The sequence below is a fragment of the Thermophilibacter sp. genome (assembly GCF_966187215.1).
Genome location: NZ_CBIFYV010000023.1, coordinates 1 through 12,262 on the forward strand (window position 1 = coordinate 1; position 12,262 = coordinate 12,262).

Here is a 12,262-nt window from a genome sequence, read left to right on the forward strand (position 1 = left end):
CCGGCACACTCCGGAGCCACCGCCCCGCGCCGCGCATCATAGCCCGGAACGGGCTCCCGGGCCACTAAACAGTATCGGCGTACACTCGCGCCGGGTACGTACACAATTCAGAGGTTGATACTTTGGAGCACACGCCTCTGACCTGGGGTTTCTCTGACGCGCGAGAAAAAGCGGCGGCGCAACGGTGTACGTATCCGGAGCCAGTGTACGTACCCGGAGCCAGTGTACGTATCCGGAGTCGGCATGCGCGTGCCCCGGGGCCGCGTGCGCGGCCGGAGCGATCGGCGAGCTGTGCCACCCTTGCCGCGCTCATAGGCGAGGGGCGGCGCGCCGAGAGGACGCCTCCCGGATATGACGTCCCGCTCAGCTCGCCGGGTCCACCGCGTCGAGCCCGATCTCCGCCCTCGTTGCGTTGAGCGCGTCCACCATGTCCTGGACCGAGTAGGAATCGGACTCGTAAACCGAACCGCTGTAGGTGCGCCCGGAATGGACCTCGTCAAGGAGCCGCCCGAACTCGTCCGCGCCGATCTCCGAGTCGTTGAGGTAGTACCTCATCCCATAGACGTACACGCCCGAGCCCTGCTCCTCCGCGCGAAGCGTCATGCCGGTCGAGAACGAGCCATCCCGCAGGGAGAGCAGGTCGAGGTCGACGTCGGACCCCTCCCAGCCGGTCACGAGATACCACGTCCCGTCCAGGCTCACGTAGGAGCAGTGCCTTCCGATGTCGCTCTGCTGGACCATGGCGCCTTCGTACGCGCGCTCGGGGACGCCGTCGCGCAGCTCCCACACGTCAAGCGCCGGCCAGGCGCAGTACTCGATCCCCTGCGGGTGGGGCACGGAGTACCCGATGACGAGCTCATCGGTCCCGTTCTGGTCGAAGTCAACGAGGTCCAGGAGGAACACGCCCGTGTAGGTCTGTCCGTATGCGGTGTCATAGACCCGGAACGTCCCGTAGGTGTCCTCGTACTGCCGCACGACGTCGGCATAGGCGGACGGGTCGTTGCGACGCGAGAAACGAACCGTCGTGTCCCCGGAAACCTCGACGGTGCGCTCGGCCTCGCCGAACGCGTCCGACGACGCGGCGATCGAGAAGGACCCCGGGCAGACGGGGATGCGATAGACCTGCTCGCCCGCGGCGTTCTTTGCGAGCGCGGCGCTCTGCGTGAGCCCGAGAACGCCGTTCTCGTCGTCCTTCGGCGTGACCGCTATCTCCGCGTCGGGGACGAAGCCGCCGTCCTCGTCCTCCACGACGATGTCCAGGTTCGCGACGTCAAGCGCCACGTCCATCGAGGCCGCGTTGTCGGAGAAGGTCAGCGCGCCCGTGTCGACCGTGACCACCTTGAGCGTGGTCGCGCCCTTCCCGAAGCCGATCTCGTAGGTGGAGCCCAGCTTCTTGATCGGCAGGTCAAACGTGCCGTTCACCAGGTCGGCATAGGTGAAGCGCGCCGGGGTCCCGCCCACGCCGTCGTCCCCGACCATCCGGCACCAGATATCAACGTCATCGAGCCGGTCCGCCGCGCTCGTCGAGACGTGCACGGACAGGACGGGATCGACGAGGCGGAAGTCCCCGTCGCCGACGATCGTGAACTGTCCCCCATAGGTCAACATGTTCGTAACGAACGACCCGTCCAGGAGCGTCCTGCGCTCAGCGTCGGAGAGCGCCGTTCTCAGGTCGGTGTACAGCCCCTGGTCGGTAAGCGTTGCCAGGTACTCTGCCGTGTGGCTCAGCACGGTGTTGGAATAGGGCACGAGCACCTCGCCCGTCGTCCCCACGTAGGCGTCAAAGCCCTTTTCCCTGAGCGTGTTGCCGAACCTTTGGTCGGTGTCCGCCGCGCTCAGGCACGAACCGGCAAAGAACAGCCCGCCGTCGACGTCTCCCATGTAGTCCTCGACGAATGACGCCGAGATGGCATAGGTGTCATCGCTGCAGAAGAGGTGCTTCAGCTCCCCGTTGTGGGAAACCAGGTCCGCCGCGTAGAGCTGGTTCTTCTCGGGGCTTTTCTTTTCGTCGAGGATGAGGGCGAACACCAGCTTGCCGTTCTCGTCGGCGCACACGTTGCCGTGGCCCGTCCAAAAGACCGCCCTCGGTCCGCCTCCCTTCCACGAGGCGAAGATCTCCTTCAGGTCGGCGACCGTCGTGTCGTTTCCGTAGGTCTGCGCATGCGCGCCGTCGACCGCGCCCTCGATGAGGTCGGACGGGTTCCGGTAGGCCCACTTCTCCCCCTCTATCAGCGAGGTGTTCTCAAACGTCGTGACGGTGAAGTCCCCGCCACCGGCGTAGTAGCCGTCGATCTTGGGGAAGTAGACGTACGTCATGCCGTCGTTGAGGAAGAACGAGACGGAGTCGCCCTCCTCGCAGAGGGCACAGCCCCTGATGGTTCCCGCGTCCCGCAGCCCCTGCGCGTAGGCATAGACGTCGCACGCGGCCCGGTCAAGCGCCTCCGCGTCGTACTCCGCGAAGACGCCCTCGTCGTTGACGTACGGAGCGATGATCTCGTCGACGTCGCCCTCGATCCGGCTGCAGGTCTGGTAACGCTCCTCCGCAAGGGCGCGAGAGGACGCGTTCCTCCCCACCAGGACGACAAGGATTGCGACCACGCATATGACGACCGCGGACGAGGCGACTATGACGCCGATGAGGGCCCGCCTCCTTGACGCCGGCACCCTGCCCCCGTCGCCGTTCCCGGTCGCAGCCCTGCCTCGCATGGCCAGCCACCCCCGCTCACTCGTCCGCCAGGCGCCGTCTCCGGCGCTGACGTCATTGTGGACCAAGTCCGGCTGCCCCTCGACGACGCGGCGGACGAACGGGGCCGCGGGGCCAGCGCCCCGCCGACGGACGGCTGTGCTACCCTTGCCGCGGCTCACAGCGAAAGGACCCGCATGCCCGCCTACGCGACCGCCGTCTTCGACCTCGACGGCACCCTGCTCGACACCCTCGAGGACCTGCACCTCTCGACCAACGCGGCGCTCGCGGCGCACGGCATGGCGCCACGCACCCTCGACGAGGTGCGCCGCTTCGTGGGCAACGGCATCCGCCTGCTCATCCACCGGGCCGTCCCCGCCGGCACCCCCGCCGACCGGGAGGCCGCCGTCTACGAGACGTTTTGTGCGCACTACGCCGCCCACTGCGAGGACCACACCGGCCCCTACCCCGGGATCCCCGAGCTGCTGGCCCACCTGCGCGCGGCCGGCGTGGCGCTCGCCGTGGTCTCCAACAAGGGCGACTTCGCGGTCCAGGAGCTGGTCGAGCGGCAGTTCCCCGGCGCCTTCGACGCGGTGCTCGGCGAGTGCGAGGACCGCGGCATCCGCAAGAAGCCGGCGCCGGACATGGTGGAGGCCGCCCTCGCGCGCATGGGCGCCGACCGGTCCGGCATGGCCTACGTCGGCGACTCCGAGGTCGACATCCAGACCGCTGCCAACGTGGGGTGCCCGTGCCTCTCGGTCTCCTGGGGCTTCCGCAGCCGCGCGCAGCTCGTGGAGGCGGGCGCCACCACGATCGTGAACACGCCCGCCGAGCTGGAGCGCGTTCTTCTCGGCGACGCGCCCCGACCGCCCGCCTAACATTTCGCGGACATCCGTCTAGCGTCGCGACGGGCGGGTTATAGTCTTCCTATCGTCCGTTTGGTTGGCCGACGAAAGGAGCCGCCATGGGAAAGAAGGCCGCTGAGGCGCTGGACATCAACTACGAGGGTCTGGCCGAGTATCTGCACTGCAACCACGCCGTCTACATGAAGATCGGCTCCGACGTCTACTACCTCACCGATTGCAACTACGAGGCATGGCGCGCGCAGGACACGAGCCGCCGCAACGAGAAGAACCACTTCGTGGACTGCTCCGCCCTCGTCCCCACCGTCGACGAGTTCCTCTCGCTGCCCTTCGTGAACGGCCAGACCATCAAGGACGTCTTCGACCACGCCACGTTCTACGCCTCGCTCAAGGGCGAGAAGGACGCCTAGGCGCACCGTCTGACAGAGCAAAGAAGGGGGCCGGCACCGCGCGAGGTGCCGGCCCCCTCTGCGTGCGGGGCGCGTTTCGAGGCGCGCGGCCGCGGCGGGCTACTCCGCCAGCGCGGCGCGACCGTAGGCGTCGGCGGCGAGCATGGCCGCGGCGACCTTCTCGGGCGTGACCTCGAAGGGCATGTTGCCGAGGGTGTCGGCCGGCGCGCAGGCGAGCCTGGCCACCTCGAGCACGCGCTCGTAGCTCGCGTCCTCGACGCCGAGCTGCGCGAACGTGACCGGCAGGCCCACCTCCACGCAGAAGTCGAGCACCTCGTAGAGCTCGTCGGCGTTCTCGAGCACGAGCTGGGTCAGCGTGCCGAAGGCGACCTTCTCGCCGTGGTAGTAGGCGTGGGTCTCGGGCATCGCGGTCATGCCGTTGTGGACGGCGTGCGCGCCGGCCAGGCCCGCCGACTCGAAGCCCAGGCCAGAGAGCAGCGTGTTGGCCTCGATGATCCTCTCGACGGACTCGGTGCAGGCGCCGGCCTCCAGGGCGAGCTTGGCCTTGAGGCCGTCGGACATGAGGGTCTCGTAGCACAGGCGGGCGAGCGCCATGGCCGCGCTCGTGACGTGGCCGCCGGCGCAGGTGGTGGCGTCGGAGCGCATGCAGGCGCGGGCCTCGAAGTAGGTGGCCAGCGCGTCTCCCATGCCCGAGACGGTCAGGCGCACCGGGCTCTTGGCGATGACCTCGGTGTCCATGAGCACGAGGTTGGGGTTCTGCTTGAAGAACTGGTACTCCTTGAACTGGCCCTCGTCGGTGTAGATGACGGAGAGCGCGGAGCACGGCGCGTCGGTCGCGGCGATCGTGGGGACGATGACCACCGGCGCGTCCACGGCCGCGGCGACGGCCTTGGCGGTGTCGAAGATCTTGCCGCCGCCCACGCCCACGACCACGTCGGTGCCGGAGGCGCGATAGACCCCCACGAGGCGGTCGATCTCGGCCTGGGAGCACTCGCCGTTGAACTCGTCGTAGGTCAGCGCCACGCCCGCGGCCTCGAGGCTCGAGGAGATCACATCACCGGAGCGGCGCAGGCCGCCGGCCGAGATGACCACGAGCGCGTGGGTGCCGTAGGTCCTGACGTACTCGCCGATGCGTGCGAGCTCGCCGGGGCCCTGGACGTACTTGGACGGGCTGATGAAGATGCGTGCCATGCTGGGAGGTTCCTCTCTCTGGGACGGGGCGCCAGGGCGCCGGGCCTAGGCGCGGCGGGCGACCAGCAGCGGGTCGCCGATCTTGACGAGCGGGCGGCCGTCGAGCAGCGTGCTCGTGTCGCCCACGTGGTCGATGCGCGCGAACTCGTCGGGGTTGGAGATCGTGCAGCAGACCACGTCCTCGTAGCCGGCCTTCTTGATGCTGTCGTCGTTGAAGGTCACGATCGGCTGGCCGGCGCGGACCGTCTCGCCCTGCTCGACGAAGCGCGCGAAGCCCTTGCCGCCCATGTTGACGGTGCCGATGCCGATGTGGATCAGGACCTCCATGCCGTCGTCGGCCTTGATGACGATCGAGTGGTTGGTCACCGTGGTGGCGCCGATGACGCCGCTCACCGGCGCGTACACGATGCCGTTGTTGGACATCGGCAGGATGCCGTAGCCGTCGCCGAGAAGGCCCACGGGCAGGACCTCGTCCTTCACCTCCTGGAGGCTCACGAGCATGCCCGAGACGGGGGCGTAGACGGTGTCGGGACGCGTGGCGAACGACGCCTCGGCGAGCGTGGCCTTGGTCCCGTCGTCCGACGAGCTGGTCTTGCTGCGGATAAGGTCAAAGAGTCCCATGTGCTCCTCCTCGTGACAAGCGGGCCGGGCCCGCGGCTTTCCCATTCTCAATCGTAGCAAAGGGACGGAACCGCGGACCCGGCGAGGGGCGGCCGGCGGAGACGTGTCGGGCGGGCGGGGCGGCGCCCGCTCAGCGGCCCTTCTCGCCCCTAGGCGCGGGTGCTAGGAGCACCCCCCCGAGCGCACGATCATCGAGCGCGAGGTCAGGTACGTCACGAGGAAGTAGCCGCCGTAGAGCACCACCACGAAGCACACGGTCCCCACGAGCGCCGTCCCGATCTGGAAGCCCGTGAGCAGCGACACGATGTCGTTCACCACGCTGAGCGCCACCGCCGCGTGCGCCACCGCCACCACGAGCGGGAACAGGAAGTACACGGCGATCTGCGCGAGCAGCGCGCGGTCGATCATGCGCCGCTCGGCGCCCAGCTCGGCCAGCACCCGGTAGCGGCTCACGTTGTCGGCCGCCTCGGAGAGCTGCTGCAGCGCCAGCACCGTCGCGCAGCTCACGAGCAGGACCACGCCGATGTAGATGGCCAGGTACGTGACCGAGACCGTGGTGCCCGCCGACTCGTCGAGAAGCCCCTGGGCGTTGATCGGGTTCCAGACCGGCCAGCCCTCGGCCGTGCTGCCGCCCATGACGTCCGCGTAGGTCTCGTCGATGACGTCGCAGGCGCGCTCGTTCATCGCGGCCCGGCCGCCGTTGTACATGAGGTTCACCACGGTCATGCTCGGCGCGGCGTCGGCCGGGACCACATCGTCGGGCACGATGAGCGCGCCGGAGACCGTGCCGCTCGCCCCGGTGTCGGAGATCGGCAGGCCCACCAGGGGGTCGTCGGCAAAGCGCAGCGTGCGGCCCTGGACGGTGAGCTCGGGGTTCTGCTCGGCGGCCGCGCGCCAGAAGTCGTCGAGGGAGGGCATGTCGTTCCACCACGCGCACTCGTCGGGCCCGAGGTCCAGGCCCTTCTCGCCCGCCAGCGCGCACAGCGCGTTGTAGTCGGAGACCCGCACGAGCGTCACGCTCGAGGCGCTGTTGCCGCTCATCATCTGGTTGATGGTGGCGCTGCCGCTGAAGTTGGTGTGCTCCGCGAACCACTCCACCGTGTAGCCCGACAGCGGCTGGCCCGACGCGTCGAGGTCGTAGGTGTTGACCTGCACGGCGTCGCGGAAGATCTCGTCGAAGTCAGGGATGTCGGCGCGCAGGCGGGCGATGGCGTCGTAGCCGTCCGCGGCGGCCGGGCCGTCGGTCAGGTGGTCGCCGAGCATGCCCGTGGGGTAGCTCACGAGCGACATGTCGTAGCGCGTGCCCGCCACGAGCGCCTCGTTCATGCCCGTGGCCACCGAGAAGCCCGTGCACACGCCGCAGATGGCCAGGAACAGCATCGCGCAGACCAGGCTGATGGAGAGCCACGCGGTGTTGATGCGGCTGTTGAGCTGGCGCATCACGAACATGTTGAGGCCGGAGAGGTACGCCCGCGGGCTCGCCTGCAGCGCGCGCAGCAGAAAGCCCGAGATCGAGAAGAAGAACAGCAGCGTGCCCACCGTCACGAGCCCCGTGGCCAGCCCGAAGTACGGGCCCTCCTCCATCATGCCGTGCTCGAGCAGCGTCTTGTACGCCACGCCGATCAGAACGAGCGACACCGCGAAGAGCACCACCGACAGCGGCAGCGACCGCAGCCGGACCCTCTCGCTCACGCGGTCGGCGTTGATGAGGTCGATCAGGCGGTAGCGGCTCACGGTGCCCACGTTGAACACGAGCGTCACCAGGAAGATCCCGGCGAAGCACGCCACGGTGCTCGCGCAGGCCGTCGGCGAGAAGGCAAAGACGAAGCCGGTGATGGTGGCCTCGAAGAGGTGCGCGGTCACGTACATCATGACCTGCGAGAGCGCCACGCCCAGCACGAGCCCCGTCGCAAGCGCCACCACGCCCACGGCCAGCGTCTCTATGACGATGATCAGCGAGACGTGCCGGATGTCCATGCCCAGCGTGAGGTAGATGCCAAACTCGCGCTTGCGCCGGCGGATGAGGAAGCGGTTGGCGTAGACGACGAGGAACCCCAGGATGACGACGACGAACACGGACAGGCCCGAGATCATGCCGGTCAGCGCGCCCATGATGCGGCGCTCGTCCTCGGCCATCTGCAGGACCGCGGCCTGGTCGGTGATCGAGCCGAACGCGTAGAACACGCACACGCCGAAGGCCAGCGTGAGGAAGAACACCGAGAAGTCCCGGAAGGACTTGCGGACGTTGCCGAGCGCGATCTTAGCGTACATCAGCGCCCTCCCCTCCCAGGAAGGAGACGACGTCCATGATCTCGTCGAAGAAGCGCTTGCGCGTCTTGGAGCCGCGGACGATCTCGTTGAAGATGCGGCCGTCCTTGAGGAAGAGCGCGCGGCGCGCGTAGCTCGCGGCGAACGAGTCGTGCGTGACCATGATGATCGTGGCGCCGTCGGCGTTGAGGGCCTCGAGGCTCTCGAGCAGCAGGCGCGAGTTGCGCGAGTCGAGCGCGCCGGTGGGCTCGTCGGCGAGGACGAGCGACGGGTCGGTCACGATGGCGCGGGCGGCGGCCACGCGCTGCTTCTGGCCGCCCGACATCTGGTGCGGGAAGCGGTCGAGCACGTCGGTCACGCCGAGGCGCGCGGCGACCTCGTTCACGCGGGCCGTGACCTCCTTGGCCGGCACGTGGTTGATCGTGAGCGCCAGCGCGATGTTCTCGCGCGCGGTGAGCGTGTCGAGCAGGTTGGAGTCCTGGAAGACGAAGCCCAGCCGCTCGCGGCGGAAGCGCGAGAGCTGGCCGGCGCGCAGGGCGCAGATGTCCTGGCCGTCCACGTAGATGTGGCCGGAGGTGGGCCGGTCGATCGTCGAGACGCAGTTGAGCAGCGTGGTCTTGCCCGAGCCGGACGGGCCCATGATGGCGAGGTACTCGCCGGCGGCCACGTCGAACGAGACGCCGTCGAGGGCGCGGGTGACCGTCGTGCGGTCTCCGTAGAGCTTCTCCACGTCCTGGCAGGACAGGACCGGGCGGGTGTGCGAAGGTGCCATGAGGCTCCTCTCGTCTGGGGATGCGTGCGACATCATGGTCCTTCTCGCCGCGCGCGCCTGCCATAAGGCCGACTTACCGCTGCCTTACGCTTTCGCAAGGTTGCTGAGACAACGGGGACAGGTTCATTTGTCTCATTGCAAAGCTTATGAGACAAATGAACCTGTCCCCGTTGTCTCAGACGCGGTCGACCATGTCGGGGAAGCCCAGGTAGACCGTGGTGCCGACGCCCTGCTCGGACTCGAGCCACACGCGCACGCCCATCTTCTCGCAGAGCTCGCGGACCAGGTACAGGCCGATCCCGGTGGAGCGCGCGAACCGCCGGCCGTTCTCGCCGGTGAAGCCCTTGTCGAAGACGCGCGCCACGTCGGCCTCGGGGATGCCGATGCCGTCGTCGGCGATGGCCAGGCGCGTCTCCCAGGCGTCGAGGCCCGTCTCCAGGCGCTCGGCCGTGAGGCGGACGTGACCCTCGCCGTCGCCCGGCCCGCGGTACTTGGCGGCGTTGACGAGCACCTGGCCGATCACGAACGAGAGCCACTTGGGGTCCGCGCGCACCGTGAGGTCGAGCGCGCCCAGCTCGGGGACCACGCGCGCGGCGATGAGCGTGCGCGCCTTGTGGCGCAGCGCGTCGCGCGCCACGTCCGCGAGCGACACCGAGCGAATCTGGAAGTCGCGGTCGAGCGAGGTCCCGCGCGAGTAGTAGAGCGCCTGCTCCACGTAACCCTCGATGGCGTCCACCTCGGCGTCCATGTCGTCAGTGGCAGGGGCGGGGTTGTTTCTCGCCACGAGGTGCGCGGCCGCGATCGGCGTCTTGATCTCGTGCACCCAGGTCTCCACGTACTCGCGGTACTCGCGCTGGCGGCGGCGCGCCGCGGCCACGCGGTCGCGCATGGCCCGCGACTCGCGGTCGAGCGCGTCGTAGAAGAGCTCGCCCTCTAGGAAGCGCGGCCGCTCCACGAGCTCGGTGGCGAGGTACGTCTCATCCAGCGCGTCGAGTGACTCGTCGAGGCGGCGGTAGAACGAGCGGCGCCGCAGCCAGTCGAGCGCGAGCGCCGCGACCCCGGCGAGGCCGATCACCGCGCAGACGAAGCCCACCACGCCGCGGTCCACGCCGTAGACGCCCATAACGAGCGCCGAGAACGCCACCGCGAGCGCCATCACGGCGATGCTGAGCGCGCGATCCGCCAGATAGGCCCCGAGGCTCATCTACTCCACCAGGTATCCCATGCCGCGCCGGGTGCGCACGAAGTCCTCCACGCCGATGCGCGCGAGCGTGGCGCGCAGGTGGCTGACGTTGACCGTGAGGGTGTTGTCGTCCACGAACTCGTCGGAGGCCCACAGCTCCTCCTGGATGCGCTGGCGGCTCACCACGGCGCCGACGTTGCGCATGAGCAGCGCGAGAATCTTGAGCTCGTTCTTGGTGAGCTCGGCCGAGCGGCCCTCGTGGGTGACGCGGCAGCGCGCGGTGTCCAGCGTGACGCCGCCGTGGCTGATCTCGGCCGCAGCCGCCGCGCCATCGCCGTAGCTGCGCTTGAGCACCGTGGCCACGTGGGCGAGGAGCACCTGGTCGTTGTAGGGCTTGGTCACGAAGTCGTCCGCCCCGAGCGAGAGCGTGAGCAGCTCGTCCATGTCGGAGTCGCGGCTGGTGACCACGATGATGGGCACTGGGCTCGAGCGACGGACCTCGCGGCAGACGTAGGCGCCGTCCACGCCCGGCAGGTTGAGGTCGAGCAGCACCAGGTCGGGCGCCGCGGCCAGGATCTGCGCCGGGACGTCGTCGAAGCCCTCGAGCGCGCGGGCCTCGTAGCCGTTGCGCGCGAGCAGCACGCACAGCTCGTCGCGCAGGCGCGCGTCGTCCTCAACCACGAGCAGCCGTCTCATGGGCCCTCCGTCTCCGCGGTCCCTCTCGCCCGCCGGCGCGCGGGCGGTCCCCTCGCCACGAGGGTAGCACACGGCCCGCGTCGTCAAGACTTCCCCGGCCGGGCATCGGCTCACGGCGCCCCGCGAGCCCCACATGCCAGAAATCAGTGGTTTTGGGGGGACGCTCACGTATCACTTGGTGGGTGACATTCTCTGACCTGCGTCTTTATTGACCCGGTGCCCGTCGATACTCAAGGGGCAGCCCAAAAACCACTGATTTCTCCCCCTCCGCCCCGACGCGCGACGTGGAAAAGGGACTGCCCCTTTTCCACGCGAAGGCCCCGGGCGCCATGTGGCGACCGGGGCCGGTTCGTGCGCTGGTGGGCAGGAGCGTCCCCCGACCACTCCTGCCCGTCTCGTCGGGGGATGTAATGAAATGGTACCCCAAATGTCACGTCCGTATCACGCACGGGCGGGGACGGGCTGCTCGCCGCGGGCTTCTCCCCGGGCAAAACCGACCGTCCGCAACCTTGTCGCGCGCCGGCGAGCCCGCGGAGGATATGCTCGTGTAATCAATCGGTAAACTCGGAAGAGGCGGTGATTCCCATGGGTCAGTACGTGGTCGTGGAGAACGAGGGTCGCTACTGTTTCAATCTCTGTGCCAGCAACGGGCACATCCTCATGTCGTCGATCATCTTCCCGTCCAAGGACGAGTGCCTGCACGGGATCGAGTGCGTTCGCCGCTCCGCCGCGGACGCGGAGATTGAGGACAGCACCATCGACGCCTTCGACCGCGAGAAGTCGCCCAAGTTCCGCATCTACGAGGACTTCGACGGCCACTTCTTCTTCCGCTTCATCACGGAGGACGCCGGCGACATCGCGCGCTCGCACACCTACGAGCAGAAGGAGAGCCTGTTCAGGCGCATCGAGCGAACGCGCGCCGAGGCCGACTCCTCGCTCGCCGCGGACGAGAACTAGCCGCGCCGGCCGCCAGAGAACCGAACCCGGACCCATCGGCACGCGCCGACGGGCCCGGGTTTCATTTTGTCTGTAGTTCAAATCCGTCTTCCCGAGTACAGACAAAATAGTTGCGCGGAAACCCACAGGTAGACGGCTTGCCCATTTTGTCTGTACTTGAGGAATCGGCAAACAACTACAGACAAAACGAGCTGCTCCCCCGCGCGGCCCCTACCGGTACGCCACGACCTTGATCTCGACCTTGGCGCCCTTGGGCAGCGCCGCCACCTCGAAGGCCGCGCGCGAGGGGTACGGCTCCTCGAAGAACTCGGCGTAGACCTCGTTCATCGCGTTGAAGTCCGCGATGTCGTCGAGCAGCACGGTGACGTCGGCGACGTCGGCCATGCTCGCGCCGGCGGCCTCCAGCACGGCGCGGACGTTGGTCAGGCTCTGGCGGGTCTGGGCCACCACGTCGTCGCCGGCGAGCTCGCCGGTCTCGGGCACGATACCCAGCTGACCGGACACGCTGATCACCGAGCGCAGCGGCGCGGTGACGCCGGCGGAGTACGGGCCGAGCGCCGCGGGCGCGTGCTCGGTGACGATTGCCTCGATTGCCATGGTCTTCTCCCCTTCGACGAA

Annotated in this window: 11 protein-coding genes; 3 read left to right on the forward strand and 8 right to left on the reverse strand. The window is 68.4% G+C overall.

The features are described 5' to 3' along the window. Nucleotides 1–363: 363 nt before the first annotated feature. Nucleotides 364–2,664 (reverse strand): hypothetical protein, encoded by a 2,301-nt coding sequence (locus tag ACWTSU_RS02295; protein ID WP_455138260.1) that lies wholly within the window; start codon nt 2,662–2,664, stop codon nt 364–366. A gap of 216 nt (nt 2,665–2,880) precedes the next feature. On the opposite strand from ACWTSU_RS02295, the gene ACWTSU_RS02300 reads away from it, so the two are divergent. Beyond that, nucleotides 2,881–3,561, forward strand: coding sequence for an HAD family hydrolase (locus ACWTSU_RS02300; protein ID WP_455138261.1), 681 nt, complete (start codon nt 2,881–2,883; stop codon nt 3,559–3,561). An 86-nt stretch (nt 3,562–3,647) separates the two neighbouring features. Beyond that, complete coding sequence (locus ACWTSU_RS02305) at nt 3,648–3,956, forward strand: CDP-alcohol phosphatidyltransferase (protein ID WP_455138262.1); 309 nt, start codon at nt 3,648–3,650, stop codon at nt 3,954–3,956. 99 nt (nt 3,957–4,055) lie between these two features. Here ACWTSU_RS02305 and ACWTSU_RS02310 read toward each other — a convergent pair whose 3' ends face one another. From ACWTSU_RS02310 to ACWTSU_RS02335, 6 genes are all read right to left on the reverse strand, one after another. Further along, the gene (locus ACWTSU_RS02310; protein WP_455138263.1) at nt 4,056–5,147 is read right to left on the reverse strand and encodes a glycerol dehydrogenase; all 1,092 of its coding nucleotides are present in this window, start codon (nt 5,145–5,147) and stop codon (nt 4,056–4,058) included. Between the two features lie 45 nt (nt 5,148–5,192). Next, complete coding sequence (locus ACWTSU_RS02315; protein ID WP_455138264.1) at nt 5,193–5,768, reverse strand: PTS sugar transporter subunit IIA; 576 nt, start codon at nt 5,766–5,768, stop codon at nt 5,193–5,195. A gap of 162 nt (nt 5,769–5,930) precedes the next feature. Beyond that, on the reverse strand, nt 5,931–8,039 hold the full coding sequence (locus tag ACWTSU_RS02320) for an ABC transporter permease (protein WP_455138265.1): 2,109 nt from the start codon (nt 8,037–8,039) through the stop codon (nt 5,931–5,933). Beyond that, entirely contained in the window at nt 8,029–8,808 is a 780-nt protein-coding gene (locus tag ACWTSU_RS02325) for an ABC transporter ATP-binding protein (RefSeq protein ID WP_455138266.1), read from the reverse strand. Before ACWTSU_RS02325 ends, ACWTSU_RS02320 begins: the two co-directional genes overlap by 11 nt. Nucleotides 8,809–8,983: 175 nt before the next feature. Beyond that, the gene (locus ACWTSU_RS02330; protein WP_455138267.1) at nt 8,984–10,012 is read right to left on the reverse strand and encodes a sensor histidine kinase; all 1,029 of its coding nucleotides are present in this window, start codon (nt 10,010–10,012) and stop codon (nt 8,984–8,986) included. Further along, the gene (locus ACWTSU_RS02335) at nt 10,013–10,687 is read right to left on the reverse strand and encodes a response regulator transcription factor (protein ID WP_455138268.1); all 675 of its coding nucleotides are present in this window, start codon (nt 10,685–10,687) and stop codon (nt 10,013–10,015) included. 585 nt (nt 10,688–11,272) lie between these two features. On the opposite strand from ACWTSU_RS02335, the gene ACWTSU_RS02340 reads away from it, so the two are divergent. Next, nucleotides 11,273–11,644 (forward strand): YegP family protein, encoded by a 372-nt coding sequence (locus ACWTSU_RS02340; protein WP_455138269.1) that lies wholly within the window; start codon nt 11,273–11,275, stop codon nt 11,642–11,644. Between the two features lie 210 nt (nt 11,645–11,854). Here the strand turns inward: ACWTSU_RS02340 and ACWTSU_RS02345 are convergent, their stop codons facing one another. After that, nucleotides 11,855–12,241, reverse strand: a complete 387-nt coding sequence (locus ACWTSU_RS02345; protein WP_455138270.1) for a Rid family detoxifying hydrolase — start codon at nt 12,239–12,241, stop codon at nt 11,855–11,857. Nucleotides 12,242–12,262 lie beyond the last annotated feature (21 nt).